This is a genomic window from Rhodococcus sp. SB1D, assembly GCF_048573875.1.
Lineage (GTDB): Bacteria > Actinomycetota > Actinomycetes > Mycobacteriales > Mycobacteriaceae > Rhodococcus_F > Rhodococcus_F qingshengii.
The window spans coordinates 41,061-64,601 of the sequence record NZ_JBMAIQ010000014.1 but is presented as its reverse complement, the minus strand read 5'-3'; the positions used below and the strand labels follow the sequence as shown (position 1 = coordinate 64,601).

Here is a 23,541-nt window from a genome sequence, read left to right as displayed (position 1 = left end):
GCGAAGTAGGGCGGCACCGGGACTCCGGTGCCGCCCTACTTCGTTACTGTCTGTGTCAGTAGAAGTGTTTCGCATAGACGATCCACCGCACAAGTAGATCCACATAGAAGGCAGGTACCGTGACTTCCAATCACCTGGAGACTTTGCAGAGTCCCGCCATGACTTCAGCGACCGCTGGGTTGAACCTCAGCGACTCGGTGTACGAGCGCTTGCTGCGAGAGCGCATCATTTTCCTCGGTACCCAGGTCGACGACGACATCGCCAACAAGCTGTGCGCACAGATCCTGCTGCTCTCGGCCGAGGACCCGACGCGAGACATCTCGCTCTACATCAACTCGCCCGGTGGATCCGTGACCGCAGGTATGGCGATCTTCGACACGATGCAGTTCGCCGAGTGCGACATCGCCACCTTCGGCATGGGCCTTGCGGCGTCGATGGGTCAGTTCCTGCTCTCGGCAGGCACCAAGGGCAAGCGCTACGCACTGCCTCACGCCCGCATCATGATGCACCAGCCGTCCGCCGGCATCGGTGGTTCCGCCAGTGACATCGCGATCATGGCCGAGCAGTTCAAGCACACCAAGCGCGAAATGGCCGAGCTGATTGCTCAGCACACCGGCCAGACGGTCGAGCAGATCACCGCGGACTCCGATCGTGACCGTTGGTTCACGGCGAAGGAAGCTCTCGAGTACGGCTTCGTCGACCACGTCGTCTCCCGTGCGAATCAGGCCGGCGGCACCGGCAACTGAGCCGGTTCGCCCATCCTTTCGCTGCCCAATTCATACTTTGGAGAACTGATGACCAATCTTTTCGGAGCTAACTCGCTGGGCGGCCAGGCGCCGTCGGGCCCCCAATCGCGTTACATCCTGCCCCAGTTCACGGAGCAGACCAGCTACGGCGTCAAGACGTCCGACCCGTACAACAAGCTGTTCGAGGAGCGCATCATCTTCCTCGGCTCGCAGGTCGACGACGTGTCCGCCAACGACCTCATGGCGCAGTTGCTGGTTCTCGAATCGCAGGATCCGGACCGCGACATCACGATGTACATCAACTCGCCCGGTGGTTCTTTCACCGCGCTGATGGCGATCTACGACACGATGCAGTACGTCCGTGCCGACATTTCCACCGTCTGCCTCGGTCAGGCTGCTTCGGCAGCTGCCGTGCTTCTGGCCGGCGGTACGCCGGGCAAGCGCTTCGCGCTCCCCAACTCGCGCATTCTGATCCACCAGCCGGCTACGGGCGGCATCCAGGGTCAGGTTTCCGATCTGGAGATCCAGGCTGCGGAGATCGAGCGTATGCGTCGGCTCATGGAGAGCACGCTGTCGCTGCACACGGGTAAGGATCCGGAGACCATCCGCGTCGACACCGATCGCGACAAGATCCTCACGGCCGAGCAGGCCAAGGAGTACGGCATCATCGACGACGTGCTGGCTTACCGGAAGCTCAGCGCACAGAAGTAGTCGATTTCCGCCTCGTGTCGAGGATCTGTATCCCGATTCCCGACACGAGGCGGACACGTCGAGAAGTGCCTGGTGGAGCGCTCGCCAGGCTGAAATCTCGACTCTTTTCTTTTTTATCCGCAGACGAAACGCCGAGAACAGGTCGACCCCGTTCGGGATCTGCGGGTACCGTCACTTCACGGGCTGGTTCTCGACCGGCGTTCTGCGATTGTTCGACCAGATTTGTTCGATCAGTTTGTCTGATCTGACAACTACCGAAGTACTGCGGAGCGTCTCGACCGATCGAGTGGCGGCGAGTGCACGTACATGATGGAAAGTAGGGACCTCACGAGATGGCACGCATCGGCGACGGCGGGGATCTGCTCAAGTGCTCTTTCTGCGGTAAGAGTCAGAAGCAGGTCAAAAAGCTCATTGCAGGACCCGGGGTGTACATCTGCGACGAGTGCATCGACCTCTGCAACGAGATCATCGAAGAGGAATTGGCCGAATCGAGCGAGGTCAAGCTCGACGAGCTTCCCAAGCCTGCGGAGATCCGAGAATTCCTCGAGAACTACGTCATCGGTCAGGACTCCGCCAAGCGGACGTTGGCCGTGGCCGTCTACAACCACTACAAGCGCATTCAGGCCGGCGACAAGGGCCGTGACGCGCGGGGTGAGACGGTTGAGCTCGCGAAATCCAACATCTTGATGCTCGGCCCCACCGGCTGTGGCAAGACGTATCTCGCTCAGACTCTCGCGAAGATGCTCAACGTCCCGTTCGCCATCGCTGACGCGACGGCGTTGACCGAGGCCGGTTACGTCGGTGAGGACGTCGAGAACATTCTGCTCAAGCTGATTCAGGCTGCCGACTACGACGTCAAGCGCGCCGAGACCGGAATCATCTACATCGACGAGGTCGACAAGATCGCCCGTAAGAGCGAGAACCCGTCGATCACGCGTGACGTGTCCGGCGAAGGTGTTCAGCAGGCGTTGCTGAAGATCCTCGAAGGTACGCAGGCAAGCGTCCCGCCGCAGGGTGGCCGTAAGCATCCGCACCAGGAATTCATTCAGATCGACACCACGAACGTGCTGTTCATCGTCGCGGGCGCTTTCGCAGGTCTCGAGCGGATCGTCTCCGATCGTGTCGGCAAGCGCGGTATCGGATTCGGTGCCGAGGTTCGGTCGAAGGCCGAACTGGATACGGTCGATCGTTTCGCCGAGGTCATGCCGGAGGATTTGATCAAGTTCGGTCTGATTCCGGAGTTCATCGGCCGACTGCCGATGATCGCGTCGGTGACCAACCTCGACAAGGAATCGCTCGTTCAGATCCTGTCGGAGCCCAAGAACGCTCTCGTCAAGCAGTATCGTCGCCTGTTCGACATGGACGGCGTCGAACTCGAGTTCACCGAAGAAGCGCTCGACGCTATTGCTGATCAGGCGATCTTGCGTGGAACCGGCGCTCGTGGCCTGCGCGCCATCATGGAAGAGGTTCTTCTTCCGGTGATGTACGACATCCCTAGCCGTGACGACGTCGAAAAGGTGGTCGTCACCGCGGAGACCGTCAACGACAACGTACTTCCGACCATCGTTCCGCGTAAGCCGGAACGTGGCGAGCGTCGCGACAAGACGGCGTAGAACTTCAAAACGACTGTGGCCCGGTATCTCTCGCGAGATGCCGGGCCACAGTCGTTCGCGCAACACAGTGGTTCGTGCAACACAGTGGTTCGTGCAGGATGTCTGTCGGGTATTCGGCTAGATCGGGTTGCCGAGTTCCTTGAGGGGAGTGCGGAACGTCTCCTTGGCGGTGAACGCCGAGAGCGCGCAGATGACGCAGGCCACCGAAGTCAGAATGGCAACGGGCATCCAGTGGGTCTTGTCGCCGCCCATGAGGGCGTTGCCGATGGCGGGGGCAAAGCCTGCGAGGGCGAAGCCGACCTGGGTGCCGATCGCAATACCCGAGTAGCGGACCTTGGTGTTGAACATCTCGGAGTAGAACGACGGCCAGATGGCATTCGGGGCAGCGTAGAAGACGGACATCAATCCGATTGCGGCGAGGAAGATCAGGGGAATGTTGCCGCTGGCGATTGCGCCGAAGTACACGTAGATGAACACCGCGCTACCGAGGGCGCCACCGATGAACAGCGGCCTGCGACCGATCCGGTCGGAGAGCATCGCCCAGGCGGGCTGACTGAGCAGGGCTACGGCGTTGGCTGCGATGGCAACCCAGAGCATGGTCGACTTCGGAATCCCCACTTCTTCGGTGGTGGCGAAAGCGAGACCGAAGACGGAGAAGATGGTCGAGACGACGGCGATGAAAGCGCAGCAGATCACGCGAATCAGATTTGCGCTGTGGGTGCGAAGAAGATCGGCAACAGGCAATTTGGCGACGGTCTTGGATTCCTGCTGCTCGGTGAACTCTTCGGGCTCTTCGAGCTTGAGACGCATGATGTATGCCGCGACCAGAACGATCAGGCTGCCCCAGAACGGGATTCGCCAGCCCCACGTGTAGAGGATGTCGTCGGGGAGCGCGGCGATGGGCAGGAATACGAGGCTGGCGAGGATGAAGCCGGCCTGGGTGCCGTTGAGGGTCCAACTGCAGAAGAACGCGCGTCGGCCTTCGGGGGCGTGTTCGAGCGTCAGTGAGCTGGCACCGCTCTGTTCACCGGCAGCGGAGATGCCCTGGGCGATTCTCATCAGGACGAGAAGGATCGGTGCAAGAACTCCGATCGAATCGGCGCTGGGAATACATCCGATGAGGAAGGTGGCTGCGCCCATCAGAATGAGCGTGAGCAGCATGATCTTCTTGCGGCCGACGCGGTCACCGAAATGGCCGAGGACTACAGCGCCGAGGGGACGCGCGACGTACGCGACACCGAAGGTGGCCAGCGAAAGTAGAGCCGCATGCCCGCTGTCCGGGAAGAACACCGTGGGGAAGATGAGCGCAGCGGCGGAGGCGTAGATGTAGAAGTCGTAGTACTCGAGCATGCTGCCGAGAAACGACGACGTTGCGGCGCGCTTGACCTTGGTCGTATCCGGCCTTGCCAAGGATCCCGCCTCGGGCCCGGACGGTGTAACCGTGCTAGCTGACATGCTCATCTCCTGGGTGGAAGCGTCGTGGAGGCTCTACATCCGCCGATTGTGTTCGTATCAAGAACGTCTGTGCGGAGAGCGATACAAGGAATGTAACCGACGCCACAGCAACTACACAAGATTATTAACCAAATAGTTCATAAAAATCTACTGGCGGTCACGCTGCTCGTCGAAACCGCAGTTCAGAGAGTTAGGAGGCCGGCTGTGCTGCGGCCGCCACCAACTGCTCCACCTGTTCCTCGGTGATCCCGAGGCCGAAGGTGGCGAGTTTTCCGAGCGGCATCGAGCCTGCGAGTGCCATCATCTCGGGGCTGACCGCCTGTGCACCGTCGCCCGCTGCGGCAGCCATGGCGGCGCCGAGAACTGCGCTGCCGACGGGATGGGCGAGCCATTCGCCGATGGTCGACATGGCGTCGAGCGTGCCGACGCCGACGTTCCCGGCCAGGGTGATCGTGTCGGTGGTTGCGATGTCCCGAGACGAGAAGCCGACGCGGATCTCGTAGTCGCCGGCCTCGATCGCCCAGTCCTTTTCCGTGACAGACCAATAGGCAAATGCCCTGCTGTCGAGCGTGATGGTCACAGTCGCGGATTCGTCGGGGTCGAGGTGGACCTTGGCGAAGCCCTTCAATTCCTGCGCGGGTCGATCGATGCTTGCCGAGGCGTCGTGGACGTAGACCTGAACGACGGTGCTGCCCGATCGGTCGCCGCTGTTGCGCACGGTGACGGTCACTTCGGCGGAGTTCTCACCGGCCTCGACGGAGGTATCGGTGATGTCGAAGGTGGTGTAGCTCAGCCCGAACCCGAACGGGTACGCCACTTCGCGCAGCGCGGAGTCGTAGTAGCGGTATCCCACGTACAGGCCTTCGCCGTAGCGGACGTGCTGCTGTGATCCCGGGAAATGCAGATACGACGGATTGTCTTGGAGGCGAAGCGGAATGGTCTCCGTCAGGCGGCCGGACGGATTCGTGATGCCGAACAGAAGATCGGCAATCGCCGAGCCGCCCGCCTGGCCGAGTAGCCAGCCCTCGAGGATTGCGGCGGCATGATCCTTCCAAGGCTCGATCGAAACCACGCCGCCGTTGGCGAGCACGACGACCGTGTTCGGGTTCGCGCCGTGGACCGCTTCCAGCAGGGCGATCTGGTCAGCCGGCAGTTCGATGTCGGTTCGGTCGAATCCTTCGGATTCCGTGGCGGACGGTAGTCCGAGGAACAGCACCGCGACGTCGGCGCGGCGTGCGGCGTCGACAGCCTCGGTGACCATGTCGTCGTCCGGAGTGCCGTCGAAGGTGAAGCCCGGTGCGAAAGTGACGCGGTCGGCGCCTTCGAGGTCGAGGATCGCGTCCAAGGCATTGTCGAGCTTGGTCGGGACCACCTGTGAACTGCCGGCTCCCTGGTACCGCGGGCTGCACGCGAATTCGCCGATCACCGCGACGGTTTGCCCGCCGGGGGTCAGCGGCAGTAGTTCTCCGTCGTTGGCCAGCAAGACAGCGGACTCCGCTGCAGCGGTCCGTGCCAGTTCGTGGTGACGCTCGACGTCGTACGTGTGGCCTTCGGTGCGCGCGGCGGCGGTGCGTGCCACCAGCGTCGCCAGGCGCTCGGCGGCAGTGGTGAGCACTGATTCGTCCAGGTCGCCGCCGCGCACGGCGTCGACGATCTGGGTATCGGTTCCGGTCGGCGGCATTTCCAGGTCGAGGCCCGCGGCGAGTGCCGCCACGCGGTCGTTGACCGCTCCCCAGTCCGAAACGACGAGGCCGTCGAAGCCCCACTGTTCGCGGAGTACCTCGGTGAGCAGCCAATGGTTCTGGCTCGAGTACACACCGTTGATCTTGTTGTACGAGCACATGACCGTCGTCGGGGCCGCGGTCTTGACGGCGTATTCGAAGCCGGCCAGATAGATCTCGCGCAGCGTCCGTTCGTCGACGTCGGCACTGACTCTCATCCGGTCGTGTTCTTGGTTGTTGGCAGCGAAGTGCTTGAGCGAGGTTCCGACGCCGCGAGACTGGATGCCGGTGATCAGCGCTGCCGCGACGCGGCCGGAGAGGAATGGGTCCTCGGAGACGTATTCGAAATTCCTGCCACACAAGGGTGATCGTTTGATGTTGATGCCTGGGCCGAGGAGGACCGAGACCTGTTCGGCTTTGGCCTCGTCGCCCAGAGCCTCACCGACCTGGCGGATGAGGTCGAGGTTCCACGACGAGCCCAACCCGACCGCCGGTGGGAAACATGTCGCTGGAATGCTGTGGCCGAGTCCGAGTGCGTCGCCGCCCTCGGGTTGTTTCCGGACTCCGTGCGGACCGTCGGTCAGGAGTATCGATTCGATTCCGGGAACGGACTGGCTGTGCCAGAAATCCGAGCCCGACGTCAACGACGCCTTCTCCTCGAGTGAAAGCCCGTCTACGTAATTCTCGGTCACGTCATTCCTCCCGGTGGCAGCTGTGAGTTCCACTCACCACCGTAGGGGGATTTTTCGGACTTCGGGGTGGGTCAGGACGGCGCCTTCGAGGTCAAGAACGCAACAACCATGTCGCCGAGCATTGTTCGAAGATGCTCACGATGCGTCGAGTCGGTCAGGTCGCGGTCGAAGAGCGCTTTGAAGGTGTAACGATTGGCGATACGAAAGACGCAGTAACTGCTGATCAACATGTGAATATCGAGAGCATCTACGTCGGAGCGGAATGCTCCCGACTGCTGTCCGTCGTGGAGGATCTGCGAGACCAGGTCGGCGGCGGGGGCGCCGAGACCGCTGAGTAGCTCGGATTTCTCGATGTGCTCACCGCGGAGCATGTTCTCGTTGGCTACCAGCCGAATGAAGTTCGGGTGTTGTTCGTGGTGGTCGAAGGTGAGTTCGGCCAAGGCGCGGACTGCTGCCGTGGGTTTCAATCCCTCGAGGTCGAGTTCACGTTCCTGCGCACGAATGACGCTGTACGCGTGTTCGAGGACGGACTTGTACAGCCCTTCCTTGTCGGTGAAGTAGTAGTAGATCATGCGCTTGGTGGTGTGAGTCTTGGTTGCGATCTCGTCCACTCGGGCGCCGGCAAAGCCTTTGTCGGCAAACTCCTCGGTGGCGACGGCGATGATGTTCACCCTGGTCAGATCGCTGTTTCGGCGTCGTTTCTCCGGCTTCGACACCACGGAGTTCACTGACTGCTCGGAAACCATGTGCTCACTCTATCTGTCAGCAGTTTGTCGACTTTGCTTGTCGAGTCCGCGTCGGGGGAGTAACGTCCAGTGAACTAACTCACTAGTTCGTACATTAGTTTCGAGCGTCAACCCCGAGGTGCCCCTGATGACTTCATCTCTACCGATTCTGGTCCTCAACGGGCCCAACTTGAATTTGTTGGGCCAGCGCCAACCGGAGTTCTACGGGAGAGACACGCTGGACGACGTAGTTTCCCGCTGTGAAGCGGCGGCCGCGAAGTTCGGAGCGGTGGTCGAGGCAAGGCAGTCGAACCACGAGGGCCAACTGATCGATTGGATCCACGAGGCCAGGGGAAACGTTGCGGGCATCGTCATCAATCCCGGTGGGTACTCGCATACCTCCGTTGCGTTGCGTGACGCTCTGGTCACACTCGATGCCCCCGTCGTGGAGGTGCACATCAGCAACATCCACAGTCGCGAAGAATTCCGTCACCACTCGTATGTCTCCGGGATCGCCGACGCTGTCATCTGCGGATTGGGAATCGACGGTTACAGCGCCGCAGTCGAATTCGTCTGCGTCCGAGAAGGGAAGAACTGATGAGTGATTCGATCCTCTGCGGTCTGATCGGCACCGGCATCGGAGCCTCCTTGACTCCGATCATGCACGAGGAGGAAGGGCGCAGACAGGGCCTGCCGTACGTCTACCGCATCCTCGATCTCGATGCGATGGGGATGGCGCCGTCGGACATCGGTGAACTTCTCACCTATGCAAGACGTTTCGGGTTCCGCGGCCTCAACATCACTCACCCGTGCAAGCAGTTGGTGATCGAGCACCTCGACGAGCTCTCGCCGGATGCGAGCCGGCTCGGAGCGGTGAACACGGTCCTCTTCGACTCCGGCAAGGCGATCGGACACAACACCGATTGGTCGGGCTTCGGCCGAAATTTCGACGACGGACTTCCCGGCGCACAGCTCGATCGCGTCGTGCAGCTCGGTGCCGGCGGAGCCGGTGCGGCGGTTGCCTATGCCGCGCTCACCCGTGGCGTCGGGACACTGACGTTGGTCGATTCGAGCCTGCCTCGCGCGCAGGAACTTGCACAAACCTTCGCGCAGCAGTTTCCGGCGCAGGTTGTCGAGGCGCGGCACACGAGCGCCCTCGCCGAAGTGCTCGGCAAGGCAAACGGATTGATCCACGCGACGCCGATGGGAATGGCGGCTCATCCCGGAATGGCATTCTCGCCGGATCTGCTTCGCCCTGATCTGTGGGTGGCCGAAATCGTCTACCGTCCACTCGAAACCGAACTGTTGCGTCAGGCAAGGTTGATCGGAGCCCCGACGCTCAGCGGAGGCGGAATGACTGTCTTCCAGGCCGTCGACGCGTTCCGGATCTTCACGGGCATCGAGCCCGACAGTAAGCGGATGCTCACGCACATGACGGAACTTGTACACGGCGAACAGACTGCGGCAGCGCTGTGAGTGCCCCGGTCCGGACGTCGATCGCGACGGTATCGCTCAGTGGCACTCTCGAGGAGAAGCTCGACGCCATCGCTGCTGCCGGCTTCGACGGCTTCGAGGTGTTCGAGCCGGATTTTGTTGCTTCGCCGTGGTCCCCGAAGGAATTACGAACGAGGGCTGCGGATCTGGGCTTGACCCTCGATCTGTATCAGCCGTTCCGTGACTTCGACACGGTGGACGAGGCCCAATTTGCTCGGAATCTTGTTCGAGTGCAACGCAAATTCGAGCTCATGGATCAACTGGGGTGCGAGACGCTCCTGGTGTGCTCCTCGCCCCTGCCGACCGCAAGTCACGATGACGGTCAGTTGACAGAGCAATTCCGAGCTCTCGCCGAACTGGCGTCCGAGCACGGCAAGAAGGTTGCCTACGAGGCGCTCGCGTGGGGTGCCCACGTCAACACGTACGGCCATGCGTGGCAGATCGTCGAGGGCGTCGACCATCCTTCGCTCGGTACCTGTCTGGACAGCTTTCACATCCTCTCGCGCGGTGACGATCCCGCCGGAATTCGCGAGATTCCCGGCGAGAAGATCTTCTTCCTCCAGTTGGCGGACGCTCCGTTCTTGGCGATGGACATCCTCCAGTGGAGCCGGCATCACCGAAACTTCCCGGGGCAGGGCAGCTTCGATCTCAGTGCGTTCGCTCAGCATGTCTACGCCACCGGTTACGACGGACCGTGGTCGCTCGAGATCTTCAACGACGTATTCCGCCGCGCGGACACCCAGCGGACGGCAATCGACGCTCATCGGTCGCTCCTCCATCTGGAAGAACAGGTCGCTGCCGCGAACCCTGCCGCCGGTGGACCCACGCTGTTCACCGCCCCGGAGCGCACCCCGCTCGAAGGGATCGTGTCTCTGCGAATCGCTGCGGGTCCGGCTAAACAGGACCAGGTGCACTCGATGCTCTCTCGCGTCGGTTTTCATCTTGTCGGACGGCACCACGATCACGATTTGCAGTTGTGGCGGCACGGACCGCTCACCGTTGCCGTGGATGCGACTGCGGGCACGGTGTGGACGGCGCCCGGGCTGCCTGCGGATCTACCGGTTCTTACTCAGATCGGCATCAGGGCAACCGAACCCGAGGTGTGGGGAGAGCGCGCTCTGGCTCTCGAAGTGCCGGCGACGCGCGTGCAGTTGCCGGGGTCGAGCGACGAGAACTCCGAGGTACCGGACGTCGTACGCCTGAAGGTCACCGATGCGACATCGATCGACCTTCGTGGCCCCGGCAGCGCTGCAGCGTGGGAATCGGCATTCGAGATCTACCCGCTGCCCGCCGAGCGCAATCGTGAACAGGGCGCAGTGTTCACCGGGATCGACCACGTGGCACTGGCGGTTCCGGCCGAGAGCTGGGACGGCATCATGCTGCTCCTGCGGTCCGTGTTCGAGATGCAACCACACGAGGGGCAGGACGTCACCGATTCTGTCGGCCTCATGCGAAGCCAGGCGCTCACGCTCGTTCAAGGCGGTGACGGACATACCCTGCGCATCTCGCTGAACATGGTGGAGGGAAGTCGAAGTGGGCTGCCGACGGTCCGTCGCGGCGGCGTCAGCCACGTCGCCTTCGCGTGTGAGAACATCTTCGGTGCCGCTGCGTCCATGCAGGACTGGGGATTTGCTCCGCTACCCATTTCCCCGAACTACTACGACGATCTGGACGCGCGTTTCGGACTGAATCCGGAACTGCTCGACCGGATGCGCAGCACCGGAATTCTTTACGACGCGGACGCTCACGGCGAGTTCTTCCACCTGTTCACCCCGACCGTCGGGGGAGACCTGTTCTTCGAGGTCGTGCAGCGGGTGGGTGGATACGAGGGCTACGGGGAAGTCAACTCCGCTGTGCGACTGTCGGCTCAGTTGCGTGCGAGTTCGACGTGACCTCGACTCGGTGCGGGTGCGAGTAGACGTTCATCGAATCGCCGCGGATGAAACCGGCGAGAGTCAGCCCGGACTCCTGCGCTAGTTCCACTGCCAGCGACGACGGCGCGGAGACAGCACCGAGGATCGGAATGCCGGCCATGACGGCCTTCTGGACGAGTTCGAACGACGCCCGCCCGCTGACGATCAAGATCGTGTCGTAGAGGGGCACTCGGCCGTCGGTGATGGCCCAACCGATCACCTTGTCGACGGCGTTGTGACGGCCGACATCCTCGCGCAGTGCAAGGAGTTCGCCGGTGGCGGTGAACAATCCGGCCGCGTGCAGGCCACCGGTGCGCTCGAAGATCCGTTGGCTCTCCCGCAGTGTGACCGGCATGGCCGACAGGATGGTCGAGGTGACGGAAGTCGTGTCACCGACCAGCGGATGTCGCGTCGTGGTTCGGACGGCGTCGAGCGAGGTCTTGCCGCACACTCCGCACGCGGAACTGACGACGGTGTTGCGGTCGGTGGTGTGGTCGGGCAACGGCACTCCGGGAGCGAGAGCGATGTCGAGGACGTTGTACGTGTTCGCACCGGATTCGTCGACGCCGTCGCAGTAGCGGACGACGCTCACGTCGTCGCGGGTGGCGATGACACCTTCGCTGAGAAGGAATCCGTGCACGAGATCGACGTCGTTGCCGGGGGTCCGCATCGTCACTGCCAGCACCTGACCGCCAACTCTCATTTCGAGTGGTTCCTCGACGGCCAGCGTGTCGGGGCGCGTGACGACCCGATCACCCGAGATTCGAACGACCGGTGTTCGTGCGGTGACTCGTCCCATCTCAGGCGCCCGATGCTTCGAGTCGAACGGTGACGGCCTTCGACACCGGCGTGTTCGACTTGGCTGCAACGTGTTCGAGGGGAACGAGCGGATTTGTCTCGGGGTAGTACGCCGCAGCATTGCCGCGCGGGGTGTCGTAGGAGACGATGCGGAATTCCGTGACCCGACGCTCTTCGAGTGTGCCGTCGGGTGTTGTCCACTCGGACACGATGTCGACGAGATCGCCGTCACGGAATCCGAGCGCGGTGATGTCTTCGGCGTTGACGAGGATGACTTTGCGTCCGCCCTTGATGCCGCGGTATCTGTCGTCGAGGCCGTAGATCGTGGTGTTGTACTGGTCGTGGCTGCGCATCGTCTGCAGAATCAGGCGCCCACTCGGAGTGGGTATCCAGTGCAGGTCGTTCACGCCGAAGTTGGCTTTGCCGGTGTGCGTGCGGAACTCACGCGAGTCACGCGGCGGGTGGGGGAGTTGGAATCCGTCTGGCTCTCGAACGCGGGAGTTGTAGTTTTCGCAGCCTGGCACTACCCGTGAGATGGAATCGCGGATCAGATCGTAGTTGCCCTCGAAGGCCGACCAGCGGACGGAGTGATCGTTGCCGAGTAGTTCGCGGGCGAGTTGGCAGATGATGGCGACTTCGCTACGCAGGTAGGGGCTGACCGGTGTGAGGCGTCCGCGCGACAGGTGCACCATGGACATCGAATCCTCCACGGAGACAAGCTGCTTTCCGCCGGCTTGGACGTCGAGGTCGGTGCGTCCGAGGGTGGGGAGGATGATCGCGGTCTGCCCGTGGACCACGTGACTGCGGTTCAGCTTGGTGGACACCTGCACGGTGAGTTCGCATTGACGCAACGCTGTTTCAGTCGCTGCGGTGTCCGGGCTTGCCTGGATGAAGTTGCCGCCCATCGCCATGAAGAAGCTTGCCTTGCCTGCGTTCATGGCGCGGATCGCGTCGACGGTGTCCCATCCGTGCTTGCGGGGACTCGAGATCGAGAACTCGGTATCGAGCGCGGCCAGGAACTCTTCCGGCATCTTTTCCCAGATGCCCATCGTGCGGTCACCCTGGACATTGGAGTGTCCTCGCACCGGACAAACGCCGGCACCGGGTTTGCCCATCATTCCACGCATGAGCAGCAGGTTGACTGCTTCTTCGATGGTGGCGACTCCGTGTGTGTGCTGAGTGATCCCCATGGCCCAGCAGGTGACGGTTCGCTCGGATCGGGCAAGTGCGGCAGCCGTTTCCTCGAGCTGTGCCATCGACAGACCCGTTGCCTCGAGTACCGTGTCGAGATCGACCGCGCGGATGTGCTTCTCGTATTCGTCCCAACCGGCGCAGTACCGGTCGACGAAAGCGCGGTCGACGACCGTCCCGGGAGCGCGATCTTCCTGCTCGAGCAGCAGCTTCCCCAGGCCTTGGAACAGCGCCATGTCGCCGCCCAGCCGGATCTGCAGGAACTCGTCCGCGATGTCGACTCCGTGCCCGATCACGCCGGACACCTTCTGTGGATCCTTGAACCTGCGCAATCCCGCCTCGGGTAGAGGATTGATGGCAATGATCTTGGCGCCGTTGCTCTTTGCCTTCTCCAGCGTCGAGAGCATTCGAGGGTGGTTGGTGCCGGGGTTCTGTCCGGCGATGAGGATGAGATCGGCGTTCTCGAGGTCGGGAACCGTCACCGAGCCTTTGCCGATGCCGATGGATTCGGTCAGTGCGCTTCCGGACGACTCGTGACACATGTTGGAACAGTCGGGCATGTTGTTGGTGCCGTAGCTGCGAATCATCAACTGGTAGAGAAACGCGGCTTCGTTGGACGTGCGACCGGAGGTGTAGAACACCGCTTCGTCCGGCGATGCGAGGCCGTTCAGATGTTCGGCGATCAGTGCGTACGCGCCGTCCCAGTCGATCGGCCGGTAATGGGTTGCTCCAGGCGTCAGGACCATCGGGTGCGTCAGTCGCCCCTGCTGTCCGAGCCAGTAGTCGGTCTTGCCATCGAGATCGGCGATCGAGTGCTCCGCGAAGAATTCGGGTGTGACGGTGCGAAGCGTTGCTTCCTCGGCAACAGCCTTCGCTCCGTTCTCGCAGAATTCGGCGGGCTTGCGATGTCCGGGAGTCTCCGGCCACGCACACCCCGGGCAGTCGAAGCCGTGGCGTTGGTTGAGTCTGGTGAGCGTTCGGGCGGTCCGCAAGGCTCCCATCTGCTCGATTCCTCGTTGCAGCGACACCAGAACGGCCGGAACTCCGGCGGCGTAGTCCTTGGGGTGCGTGACTTCGAGATCCGATTCGTCGATGTCCTTCGAGGGGCCCTGGCGCGTCATGTCTCCATAGTGGCCCGATCGGCGCGGTACTGCCATCGAATGGGCCGGTCGAACTAGCCGGAATGAAGCTTTCATCGGCTAGCCTTACCTACCGAACCAGCAGACTTTAAGGGGTAGGAACATGGATCGAACGGACGCAGGTCGGCTGACCCGGCGCGGATTTCTGATCGGCACGTCGGGAGCGTTGCTGGCATTCGCCGCAGCCTGCTCCAGTTCGAACGACGAGGACACACCTCCCAGCGGTGACTCTGCGGAATCGATCACCCACAAGTTCGGGGCTACGGAGTTGCCCAAGGATCCGCAGCGGATCGTCAGTGTCGGATACAACGATCAAGATGCGATCCTGGCGCTCGGTGGGACCTTGGTCGGAACCTTCGACTGGTACGGCGATTACCCCTACGGCGTGTGGCCCTGGGCGCAGCCGCTGCTGAACGGGGCGACTCCCGAGATCATCGGAACCGCGGGCACCACCATTCAGATGGAGAAGGTCGCTGCCACGACACCCGACCTGATTGTCGGCACCTACTCCGGGCTCACTCAGGCGCAATACGACAAACTCAGTGCTATTGCACCGACGGTGGCGCAGCCCAAGGAGTTCGCGGATTACGGAATCCCCTGGCAGAACCAGACGACCATCATCGGCGAAGCGTTGGGGCAGCAGGGTAAGGCCGCCGAGCTGATCGCCGGCGTCGACCAGAAGTTCGCCGACGTGAAGACGGCCAATCCGGCGTTTGCCGGCAAGACCGTTCTGGTCGGCGCGTTGAAGGGGCCGGGGCAGTTCGGGGTCTACGGACCGGAAGACCCGAAGGTGCGGTTCTTCACCGAACTCGGATTCGTGAATCCGCCTGTCACCGATCAGATCACGGGTAACTTCGCCGAGATCAGCACCGAGCAACTCTCGCTCGCGGACGTCGACGTACTCGTCTGGTACGCCGGTGGCGGCTACGGCGACAAGCTTCGCGCGGAGCTGGACAAGACCCCGATCTACCAGGAACTCGACGTCGTGAAGGACGGCCGCGCGATCATTCTGGAAGACGCTGCTGCCGAAGCCATGACGTGGAGCACCGTACTGAGCTTGCCGTACGCGCTCGAACAGATTCCGCCGCGGATTGCGGGCTTGCTCGTCTGATCGGTTCAAGGACAGCGCTGTTCAAAGTCCAGTGATTCGGACAGTCGGCGGTACTCTCGCCTCATGGGTGTACACGTACGGCCGGCTGTCCGATCCGATATTCCGGCACTGTCGGCAGTGTTGGCCGAGGCGTTCGAAGATGATCCCTTGATGGCGTGGATGTTGCCGGACGAGGCCACCAGGGCTGATCGCCTGACGAAACTGTTTGCCGCAGAAGCTCGTTACCACCACCTCGCCGGGGGCGGCGTCGAGGTGGCCACCGACGACAACGGCCTGATCGGCGGGGCAACTCTGTGGGATCCGCCGGGGCGGTGGAAGCAGTCGTGGATTTCCGGGCTCGTGAGCCTGCCCGCAATGGTGCGTGTCTTCGGCAGGGGGCTACGACACGCGGCCGAGGTCAGCTCCGTTCTCGAAGGAGCACACCCGAATTCGCCGCACTGGTATCTCGCGACCGTCGGGACCGGCAGCGCGGCGCGCGGTGGGGGATACGGCAAAGCGCTGCTGAACTCTCGGTTGGAGCGTTGTGACCGTGAACATGTCGACGCTTACCTCGAGAGCAGCAAGGAATCGAACATCCCGTACTACAACCGCTTCGGTTTCGAAGTGACCCGTGACATCGTCATGCCAGGCGGCGGGCCGACGATCTACGCAATGATGCGTCAACCGCGGGGCGCGTGATACGAACTAGTGGTGACCCAGATTCCCGAGCTCCACGCAGGCACACCGTTCGACGAACTCGACGACTACATCGCTCTGGCCAGGTTGTCCGGCCTGGTGTTGTCACCTGACGGCTCGCTGCTGATCTGCGCGCGCGCCGTTCTCGACGACAAGAGCGCCGAATACGTGTCCTCGTTGTGGGAGATCGACCCGGAAGGCCGGCGTCCTGCGCGTCGGTTGACCTGGGGTTCGACCAGCGAGTCCGGTGCTGCCTTCGCGTTCGACGGCGACGTGCTCTTCACTGCCACGCGAGCCGTGCCGGGCGAGAGTGATCCGCAACCAGCACTCTGGCGCCTACCAGCGGCGGGCGGAGAAGCTCAGCTGCTGATCTCGCGTCCCGGTGGTGTCTCGTCGGTATCAGCGGCGAAGGCGGCGCCGACGTTCGTGGCCCAGACGTCGGTCATGGCTTCGGCGATCAGCCTCGACCAGGACGATCAGGTGCGATCGGCGCGCAAGGACAAGAAAGTCACGGCGATGCTGCACACCGGTTATCCGGTGCGCCACTGGGACCACGACCTGGGCCCCGATCATCCGCATCTGGTTGTGGCCGAGACGGATTCGAAGGAATCCGTCGAGTTGCGGGACATCACACCGACGGCAGGCGCAGCGCTGCGGGAGACGTCGACCACGATTTCCGACGACGGTCTCTTCGTCGTGACCACGTGGACTGTCGGCGATGCGAGTGCCGCCCGCCGATCGACGTTGGTTCGGATCGACACGGTGACCGGTGACCGAGTCACGCTTGTCGACGAGGCCGACGCGGACGTCTACAACCCGGTGCTCTCGCCGGACGGAACCAAGCTCGCGTTCATCCGGGAGACACTCACCACACCGGAGTCCGCACCACGAATGACTCTGCAGCTCTACGACTTCGGATCCGGTGTCGTGACCGGCGTCGCCGACGGCTGGGATCGCTGGCCTACCTCACTTGCCTGGCTACCCGACGGATCCGGGCTGGTCGTCACCGCTGACGACGGCGGCCGCGGTCCGATCTTCACCATCGACCTGTGGGGCCAACCAGTGCGCCTGACAGCCGACGACGCGGCGTACACCGACGTTCGAGTGGCGCCGGACGGTGAGTCGATCTACGCGTTGCGAGCCTCGTACGAAGCGCCCCCGCACGTGGTGCGGGTCGATCTGCGATCAGGTGAGATCACCGCACTTCGTGGGCCCGACACTTTGCCGGAGCTGCCGGGAACACTGACCGAGATCACCGCGCGTGCCGAGGACGGTTCGACGGTGCGTAGCTGGTTGGCGCTGCCGACGGGCGCCGCGCCGCATGCACCGGTGCCATTGCTTCTCTGGGTCCACGGCGGCCCACTCGGTTCGTGGAACACCTGGTCCTGGCGGTGGAATCCGTGGCTGCTCGTCGCCAAGGGCTATGCAGTACTGCTACCAGATCCCGCGCTCTCGACCGGATACGGCCAGGACTTCGTCCAGCGGGGGTGGGGTCAGTGGGGCAAGGCGCCCTTCACCGATCTGATGGCGATCACCGATGCTGCTGTCGCCCAGCCCGAGATCGACCCCAAGCGAACCGGCGCGATGGGTGGTTCGTTCGGTGGTTACATGGCCAACTGGATTGCCGGACATACCAACCGTTTCGACGCCATCGTCACCCACGCGAGTCTGTGGGCACTCGATCAATTCGGCCCGACGACGGACGCTGCCTGGTACTGGCAGCGCGAGATGTCGCCTGAGATGGCCGTCGAGAATTCGCCGCATCTGTACGTCGCGGACATCACGACTCCGATGCTGGTCATCCATGGCGACAAGGACTACCGGGTTCCGATCGGTGAGGGCTTGCGACTCTGGTACGAACTGCTTGCCGAGTCAGGTCTGCCCGCCAACGACGACGGGAAAACGGACCATCGCTTCCTCTACTTCCCCGACGAGAATCATTGGGTGCTCAAGCCGCAGCACACCAAGATCTGGTACGAGGTGGTCACCGCGTTCCTCTCCGAGCACGTTCTCGGCGAAGATGTCGCGCTACCGGAGATTCTGGGCTGAACCCGCGCGTGCCTCGTTCGGATGAAACACCGAACGAGGCACGAGCGTCTTCGCGTGGATCCGGACCGGAATCAGGCGCCGGGGCAACGAACGGTGTACGACCACTCGGTGTGGTCAGGGCCCGTGACGCGAACCAGAACGGACGACGCCCCACCGGCGGGCACGTTGACGACAGCTGAACCAGTTCCCTCGTTGATGTTGTCGCCGATGTATCCGGTGCTGTGGATCAACCGACCTTCGTAGTACACCTCGATCAGGTCCGGGACGTTTTCGGTCTCGTAGCCGAGCACGAACGAGGTCGGGCCACCGCGGCCGAGTTCGTGCTTGGTGCTGGTGATTCCTGCGCCGCCCGAGACGGTCGAGGCGTCGCAGCGCTGCGTGGGCGCAAACGATCCGCCGCCGCCGCTGCCGCTGGCCAGGCCACTGAGAATGTCCCTGACGTTGCCACTGGCCAGGCCGTTGACGATGTCCGTCGCGCTGGTCGAGCCGGCGTTCAGGCCGCCGAGGACGTCGTTGAGGTTCCCGGTGGCGATCCCGCCGACGATGTCACCCACGCTGCCGCTGGCGATGCCGTTTGCGATGTCGTTCCCGATATCGCCGACGCTTCCGTTGATCGTGGCGCTGCCACTGTCGATGCTTCCTTGCACACTTTCTTCGATGCCGGGGGCAGCGGACGCAGTCGCCGGAAGCACGAGGGCAACCGCCGCTCCGATCGTCGCGGCCGCCGCCAAGGTTCGAACGCCGGGACGGCGAGAACTCCAGTTGTTCAACATATTTGCTCCACGGGTAGTTGGTCGGTCGTCCTTCAGAGCGATCCTGTCAGCGGAGCGGATCGGTGAATATCGTTTGTTCGGCTGACCCCGGACTGCGGGGCAGTCGTTCGTGTGCGCTGCGGCGGCCGACGGGCGAATTCGTTCACGACGGGGGAGTCATTAGGATCAAGTGGTGACCAGTGCAGCTCCAGAGAACCCCCAGACCCCCGCCGACGCCCTACCCAAGAGCTGGGACCCCAGCGCGGTAGAGGCCGATCTGTATCAAGGCTGGGTAGACGCCGGGTACTTCCAGGCCGACGCGACCAGCGACAAGCCCGGCTACTCCATCGTGCTGCCGCCCCCGAACGTCACCGGCAGCCTGCACATGGGCCATGCCCTGGATCACACCCTCATGGACGTGCTCAGCCGTCGCAAGCGGATGCAGGGCTACGAGGTGCTGTGGCTGCCAGGCATGGACCACGCCGGTATCGCCACGCAGTCCGTCGTCGAGAAGCAACTCGCTGCCGACGGAAAGACCAAGGAAGATTTCGGCCGCGAGCTGTTCATCGACAAGGTCTGGGACTGGAAGCGCGAATCCGGTGGAACCATCGGTGGCCAGATGCGGCGCATCGGTGACGGCGTCGACTGGAGTCGTGATCGTTTCACGATGGACGAGGGCCTCTCCCGCGCCGTCCAGACCGTCTTCAAGCGCATGTTCGACGAGGGCCTGATCTACCGCGCCGAGCGTCTCGTGAACTGGTCGCCGGTGCTGCAGACCGCGATCTCCGACATCGAGGTGAAGTTCGAGGACGTCGAGGGTGAGCTGGTTTCCCTGCGCTACGGCTCGCTCGACGACAACGAGCCGCACGTCATCGTCGCGACCACTCGCGTCGAGACGATGCTCGGTGACACCGCAGTAGCGGTCCATCCCGAGGACGAGCGCTACAAGCACCTCATCGGCACCACTCTCGATCATCCGTTCACCGGGCGTCAGATCCCGATCATCGCCGACGACTACGTCGACCCCGAGTTCGGAACCGGCGCTGTGAAGATCACGCCGGCTCACGATCCCAACGACTTCGAGATGGGCCTGCGGCACAACCTGCCGATGCCCACCATCATGGACAAGACCGGCAAGATTGCCGACACCGGAACCGAATTCGACGGAATGGACCGCTTCGAGGCTCGCGTCAAGGTTCGCGAAGCTCTCGCCGAGCAGGGACGCGTCGTCGCCGAGAAGCGCCCGTACCTGCACAGCGTCGGGCACTCCGAGCGCAGTGGCGAGGCCATCGAGCCTCGTCTCTCGTTGCAGTGGTGGGTCAAGGTCGAGACGCTCGCCAAGGCTGCGGGTGACGCGGTTCGCAACGGGGACACCGTCATTCACCCGGCGAGCCAGGAGCCACGCTGGTTCGACTGGGTCGACAACATGCATGACTGGTGCATTTCCCGTCAGCTCTGGTGGGGTCACCGCATTCCGGTCTGGTACGGCCCCGAGGGTGAAGTTGCGTGCTTCGGTCCTGACGAAACGGCGCCGGAAGGCTGGGTCCAGGATCCCGACGTCCTCGATACCTGGTTCTCCTCCGGACTGTGGCCCTTCTCGACGATGGGCTGGCCGGACAATACGCCCGAACTCGAAAAGTTCTATCCCACCAGCGTTCTCGTCACCGGCTACGACATCCTGTTCTTCTGGGTCGCCCGCATGATGATGTTCGGCACCTACGTGTCCGAGGACGAGTCGATCACCGCCGGTCCGGGTAAGTCCGGCGCGCAGATGCCGTTCAAGGACGTGTTCCTGCACGGACTGGTCCGCGATCAGTACGGCAAGAAGATGTCGAAGTCTCGCGGCAACGGTATCGACCCACTCGACTGGGTCGATCGTTTCGGCGCCGACGCCCTGCGATTCACACTTGCACGCGGCGCCAACCCGGGCAGCGACCTGTCCGTCGGTGAGGATTCGGCGCAGTCCTCGCGCAACTTCGCGACCAAGTTGTTCAACGCGACCAAGTTCGCTCTGATGAACGGCGCTGCTCCCGCGCCGCTGCCCGCTCGAAGCGAACTGACCGACGCCGATCGTTGGATCCTCGACCGTCTCGACACGGTCCAGGCCGAGGCGGACGCCGCATTCGATCGCTACGAGTTCAGCAAGGCGTGCGAAGGCCTGTTCCACTTCGCGTGGGACGAGGTCTGTGACTGGTACCTCGAACTCGCCAAGGTGCAGTTCGCCGCCGACGAGGCCGTCGCCGCGAACACCCGCGCCGTGCTCGGCAACATTCTCGATGCACTGCTCCGCCTCCTGCACCCGGTCATTCCGTTCGTGACCGAAACCCTGTGGAAGGTGCTCACCGGCGGCGAGTCCGTCGTCGTCGCCGAATGGCCCGTGTTGTCCGGTGAGGCAGTCGACGCCCAGGCCGCAACCAGGATCGAAGACACGCAGAAGCTGATCACCGAGGTGCGACGATTCCGAAATGATCAGGGACTCAAGCCTTCCCAGAAGGTCCCGGCTCGTGCGTCCGGGCTTTCGGAGGCCGGCATGGACGGCCAGTTCGCCTACGTGGCGGCGCTGGCCAAGCTGACCGAACCCGAAGAGGGATTCACCGCGTCGATCTCCGTCGAGGTGCGCCTGAGCCAGGGCACCGTCACTGTCGACATCGACACCTCGGGCACCATCGACCTCGGCGCGGAGAAGAAGCGGCTCGAAAAGGACCTCGCGGCAGCGCAGAAGGAGCTCGTCACCGCTGACAACAAGCTGGCGAACGAGGCCTTCCTGGCGAAGGCGCCCGACGCCGTCGTGGACAAGATCAAGACACGTCGCCAGATCGCCGTCGAAGAGATCGAGCGCATCACGGGACGTCTGAAGGAGTTGGCCGACAAGTGAGTTCGTACGAGCCGTCCCAATTCGACGCTCAGAGTTCGGTTCCGACTCCGGTCGACATCGCCGAACTGGCGCTGGTGGAAGCAGAACTCGACAAGCGTTGGCCCGAGACCAAGATCGAGCCGTCACTGACTCGTATCGAGGCGCTCATGGATGTCCTGGGCTCGCCTCAGCACAACTATCCGTCGGTGCACGTCACGGGAACCAACGGTAAGACGTCGGTAACGCGCATGATCGATTCGTTGATGACGGCTCTGCATCGTCGCACCGGGCGAACCACCAGCCCTCATCTGCAGATCGCGACCGAGCGGATCAGCATCGACGGTCATCCGATCTCGCCGCGGCTCTACGTGGACACGTTCCGCGAGATCGAGCCGTACGTGCAGATGATCGACGCACAGTCGGAGGAAGCCGGGGGACCGGCGATGAGCAAGTTCGAAGTGCTCACCGCCATGGCCTATGCGGCCTTCGCGGAGGCGCCGGTCGACGTCGCCGTGGTCGAGGTCGGCCTCGGCGGACGCTGGGACGCCACCAACGTGATCGACGGGCAGGTTGCGGTGATCACCCCGATCAGCCTCGATCACGCCGAGTACCTGGGCACCGACCTGGCCGGGATCGCGGAGGAGAAGGCCGGGATCATCAAGAAGGGCCGCGAGGACCTGGTTCCGGTGGACACCGTCGCGATCATCGCCGAGCAGACTCCCGAAGTCATGGAGGTATTGCTGCGGCGTGCTGTCGAGGTGGAGGCCGCGGTCGCTCGTGAAGGCTCGGAGTTCAAGGTGCTTGCTCGCCAGATCGCGGTGGGCGGACAGCAGCTCGAACTTCAAGGCTTGAGCGGTGTGTACACCGACATCTTCCTCCCCCTTCACGGTGAGCATCAGGCGCGCAACGCCGCGCTCGCGCTCGCTGCCGTAGAAGCGTTCTTCGGTGCCGGTCCGGATCGACAACTGGATCAGGATGCAATCCGCAACGGGTTCGCCTCGGTCGTCAATCCCGGTCGCCTCGAACGTGTTCGGAGTGCGCCGACGGTCTTTCTCGACGCCGCCCACAATCCAGACGGTGCTCGCGCTCTCGCGGCCGCACTGTCCGCCGAGTTCGACTTCCGCAAGCTCGTGGGAGTGGTCAGCGTCATGGCGGACAAGGACGTCGACGCCATCTTGACTGCATTCGAATCCGTCTTCGACGAGATCGTCGTCACCCACAACGGGTCACTCCGGGCGATGGACGTCGAAGAACTGGCGAACATCGCCGTCGCGAAGTTCGGCGACGAGCGCGTCGTCGTTGCGCCGGTGCTTGCCGACGCCTTGGAAGTCGCGATCGAAATCGCCGAGCAGGTCGCCGAACCCGGTGAGGCCGTATCAGGGGCGGGTGTGGTGGTGACGGGATCCGTCGTGACCGCAGGCGCCGCCCGCACGCTGTTCGGAAAGGACCCCGCGTGAGTACCCCGTCAGATGCCAATCCCGAGTCCGGAGACCACGAGCCCGGAGACACTGCCGGCGAGTTCGGGCCGCCGACCAAGGACCCGTGGAAAAGCTTCCGCGGAGTGATGGCCGGAACCCTGATCCTCGAGGCGATCGTCGTGCTGCTGGCTTTGCCGGTTGTCGCGGTCGTCGGCGGAGGCCTCACCGCGGCCTCCGCGGGATTCATCATCGGGTTGGCGGTACTGATGATTCTGGGTGCGGGCATCCAGGGCAAGCCGTGGGCGATGGGGTTCAACGTCGCGCTGCAGGTGATTCTTCTGTTCGGTTTCTTCGTCCACCCGTCGATCGCCGGTGTGGCGATCACCTTCGGGATCGTCTGGGGATACCTCGTCTACCTGCAGAGAGACATCAAGCGCCGGATGGACAAGGGCCTGCTTCCCGGTCAGCGGGACTGACCATTTAG

Annotated in this window: 18 protein-coding genes; 12 read left to right on the top strand and 6 right to left on the bottom strand. The window is 63.0% G+C overall.

All coding sequences use genetic code 11. The features are described from left to right. The first annotated feature begins 158 nt into the window (after positions 1-158). From ACN50D_RS26420 to clpX, 3 genes are all read left to right on the top strand, one after another. Positions 159-746 (top strand): ATP-dependent Clp protease proteolytic subunit, encoded by a 588-nt coding sequence (locus tag ACN50D_RS26420; RefSeq protein ID WP_007730960.1) that lies wholly within the window; start codon positions 159-161, stop codon positions 744-746. A gap of 48 nt (positions 747-794) precedes the next feature. Next, entirely contained in the window at positions 795-1,457 is a 663-nt protein-coding gene (locus ACN50D_RS26415) for an ATP-dependent Clp protease proteolytic subunit (RefSeq protein WP_003944539.1), read from the top strand. A 332-nt stretch (positions 1,458-1,789) separates the two neighbouring features. Further along, positions 1,790-3,070 (top strand): ATP-dependent Clp protease ATP-binding subunit ClpX, encoded by a 1,281-nt coding sequence (clpX, locus tag ACN50D_RS26410; RefSeq protein WP_003944582.1) that lies wholly within the window; start codon positions 1,790-1,792, stop codon positions 3,068-3,070. Between the two features lie 117 nt (positions 3,071-3,187). On the opposite strand, the gene ACN50D_RS26405 is transcribed toward clpX, so the two are convergent. From ACN50D_RS26405 to ACN50D_RS26395, 3 genes are all read right to left on the bottom strand, one after another. Continuing rightward, entirely contained in the window at positions 3,188-4,525 is a 1,338-nt protein-coding gene (locus tag ACN50D_RS26405) for an MFS transporter (RefSeq protein ID WP_211921235.1), read from the bottom strand. A gap of 190 nt (positions 4,526-4,715) precedes the next feature. Then, entirely contained in the window at positions 4,716-6,938 is a 2,223-nt protein-coding gene (locus ACN50D_RS26400; RefSeq protein ID WP_211921233.1) for a glycoside hydrolase family 3 C-terminal domain-containing protein, read from the bottom strand. 71 nt (positions 6,939-7,009) lie between these two features. Then, on the bottom strand, positions 7,010-7,684 hold the full coding sequence (locus tag ACN50D_RS26395; RefSeq protein ID WP_007730968.1) for a TetR family transcriptional regulator: 675 nt from the start codon (positions 7,682-7,684) through the stop codon (positions 7,010-7,012). 127 nt (positions 7,685-7,811) lie between these two features. Here ACN50D_RS26395 and aroQ point away from each other — a divergent pair, with 127 nt between their 5' ends. Genes aroQ through ACN50D_RS26380 form a run of 3 tightly spaced genes read left to right on the top strand, consistent with a single transcriptional unit; the run spans position 7,812 to position 11,049 of the window. After that, positions 7,812-8,261 carry a type II 3-dehydroquinate dehydratase gene (gene aroQ / locus ACN50D_RS26390; protein WP_007730969.1) on the top strand — a complete coding sequence of 150 codons (450 nt, stop codon included), beginning with the start codon at positions 7,812-7,814 and terminating at the stop codon, positions 8,259-8,261. Continuing rightward, positions 8,261-9,139 carry a shikimate dehydrogenase gene (locus ACN50D_RS26385; protein ID WP_211921231.1) on the top strand — a complete coding sequence of 293 codons (879 nt, stop codon included), beginning with the start codon at positions 8,261-8,263 and terminating at the stop codon, positions 9,137-9,139. The genes aroQ and ACN50D_RS26385 overlap by 1 nt, the downstream gene beginning before the upstream one ends. Next, positions 9,136-11,049, top strand: coding sequence for a sugar phosphate isomerase/epimerase and 4-hydroxyphenylpyruvate domain-containing protein (locus ACN50D_RS26380; RefSeq protein WP_211921229.1), 1,914 nt, complete (start codon positions 9,136-9,138; stop codon positions 11,047-11,049). Before ACN50D_RS26385 ends, ACN50D_RS26380 begins: the two co-directional genes overlap by 4 nt. Here the strand turns inward: ACN50D_RS26380 and fdhD are convergent. Both fdhD and ACN50D_RS26370 read right to left on the bottom strand, forming a co-directional pair. Beyond that, complete coding sequence (gene fdhD, locus ACN50D_RS26375; protein WP_003944453.1) at positions 11,000-11,869, bottom strand: formate dehydrogenase accessory sulfurtransferase FdhD; 870 nt, start codon at positions 11,867-11,869, stop codon at positions 11,000-11,002. The genes ACN50D_RS26380 and fdhD overlap by 50 nt on opposite strands. 1 nt (position 11,870) lies before the next feature. After that, positions 11,871-14,180 (bottom strand): FdhF/YdeP family oxidoreductase, encoded by a 2,310-nt coding sequence (locus ACN50D_RS26370; protein ID WP_193777181.1) that lies wholly within the window; start codon positions 14,178-14,180, stop codon positions 11,871-11,873. Between the two features lie 121 nt (positions 14,181-14,301). Between ACN50D_RS26370 and ACN50D_RS26365 the strand changes: the two genes are divergently transcribed. The 3 genes from ACN50D_RS26365 (at position 14,302) to ACN50D_RS26355 (ending at position 18,033) form a co-directional block, all read left to right on the top strand. Beyond that, a complete protein-coding gene (locus tag ACN50D_RS26365; RefSeq protein ID WP_064444106.1) occupies positions 14,302-15,309 on the top strand; it encodes an iron-siderophore ABC transporter substrate-binding protein in 1,008 nt (335 codons plus the stop codon). 63 nt (positions 15,310-15,372) lie between these two features. After that, positions 15,373-15,987: a GNAT family N-acetyltransferase gene (locus tag ACN50D_RS26360; protein ID WP_030536638.1), complete on the top strand. Its 615-nt coding sequence runs from the start codon at positions 15,373-15,375 to the stop codon at positions 15,985-15,987. A gap of 12 nt (positions 15,988-15,999) precedes the next feature. Continuing rightward, complete coding sequence (locus ACN50D_RS26355) at positions 16,000-18,033, top strand: alpha/beta hydrolase family protein (protein ID WP_211921227.1); 2,034 nt, start codon at positions 16,000-16,002, stop codon at positions 18,031-18,033. Between the two features lie 71 nt (positions 18,034-18,104). Here the strand turns inward: ACN50D_RS26355 and ACN50D_RS26350 are convergent, their stop codons facing one another. Then, positions 18,105-18,806, bottom strand: a complete 702-nt coding sequence (locus tag ACN50D_RS26350) for a hypothetical protein (protein ID WP_019749074.1) — start codon at positions 18,804-18,806, stop codon at positions 18,105-18,107. 172 nt (positions 18,807-18,978) lie between these two features. Here ACN50D_RS26350 and ACN50D_RS26345 point away from each other — a divergent pair, with 172 nt between their 5' ends. Genes ACN50D_RS26345 through ACN50D_RS26335 form a run of 3 tightly spaced genes read left to right on the top strand, consistent with a single transcriptional unit; the run spans position 18,979 to position 23,533 of the window. Continuing rightward, positions 18,979-21,660, top strand: coding sequence for a valine--tRNA ligase (locus tag ACN50D_RS26345; protein ID WP_211921225.1), 2,682 nt, complete (start codon positions 18,979-18,981; stop codon positions 21,658-21,660). After that, positions 21,657-23,096, top strand: a complete 1,440-nt coding sequence (gene folC, locus ACN50D_RS26340) for a bifunctional tetrahydrofolate synthase/dihydrofolate synthase (protein ID WP_211921223.1) — start codon at positions 21,657-21,659, stop codon at positions 23,094-23,096. Before ACN50D_RS26345 ends, folC begins: the two co-directional genes overlap by 4 nt. Next, a complete protein-coding gene (locus ACN50D_RS26335) occupies positions 23,093-23,533 on the top strand; it encodes a DUF4233 domain-containing protein (RefSeq protein WP_003944448.1) in 441 nt (146 codons plus the stop codon). Before folC ends, ACN50D_RS26335 begins: the two co-directional genes overlap by 4 nt. The last annotated feature ends 8 nt before the right edge of the window (positions 23,534-23,541 follow it).

What these genes read in the sequence shown, in the direction of transcription:
- ACN50D_RS26395 (WP_007730968.1), bottom strand. Translation starts at nt 7,684, where the DNA reads ATGGTTTCCGAGCAGTCAGTGAACTCCGTGGTGTCGAAGCCGGAGAAA.
- aroQ (WP_007730969.1), top strand. Translation starts at nt 7,812, where the DNA reads ATGACTTCATCTCTACCGATTCTGGTCCTCAACGGGCCCAACTTGAAT.
- ACN50D_RS26365 (WP_064444106.1), top strand. Translation starts at nt 14,302, where the DNA reads ATGGATCGAACGGACGCAGGTCGGCTGACCCGGCGCGGATTTCTGATC.
- clpX (WP_003944582.1), top strand. Translation starts at nt 1,790, where the DNA reads ATGGCACGCATCGGCGACGGCGGGGATCTGCTCAAGTGCTCTTTCTGC.
- ACN50D_RS26405 (WP_211921235.1), bottom strand. Translation starts at nt 4,525, where the DNA reads ATGTCAGCTAGCACGGTTACACCGTCCGGGCCCGAGGCGGGATCCTTG.
- ACN50D_RS26360 (WP_030536638.1), top strand. Translation starts at nt 15,373, where the DNA reads ATGGGTGTACACGTACGGCCGGCTGTCCGATCCGATATTCCGGCACTG.
- ACN50D_RS26385 (WP_211921231.1), top strand. Translation starts at nt 8,261, where the DNA reads ATGAGTGATTCGATCCTCTGCGGTCTGATCGGCACCGGCATCGGAGCC.
- ACN50D_RS26370 (WP_193777181.1), bottom strand. Translation starts at nt 14,180, where the DNA reads ATGACGCGCCAGGGCCCCTCGAAGGACATCGACGAATCGGATCTCGAA.
- ACN50D_RS26415 (WP_003944539.1), top strand. Translation starts at nt 795, where the DNA reads ATGACCAATCTTTTCGGAGCTAACTCGCTGGGCGGCCAGGCGCCGTCG.
- ACN50D_RS26350 (WP_019749074.1), bottom strand. Translation starts at nt 18,806, where the DNA reads ATGTTGAACAACTGGAGTTCTCGCCGTCCCGGCGTTCGAACCTTGGCG.
- fdhD (WP_003944453.1), bottom strand. Translation starts at nt 11,869, where the DNA reads ATGGGACGAGTCACCGCACGAACACCGGTCGTTCGAATCTCGGGTGAT.
- ACN50D_RS26420 (WP_007730960.1), top strand. Translation starts at nt 159, where the DNA reads ATGACTTCAGCGACCGCTGGGTTGAACCTCAGCGACTCGGTGTACGAG.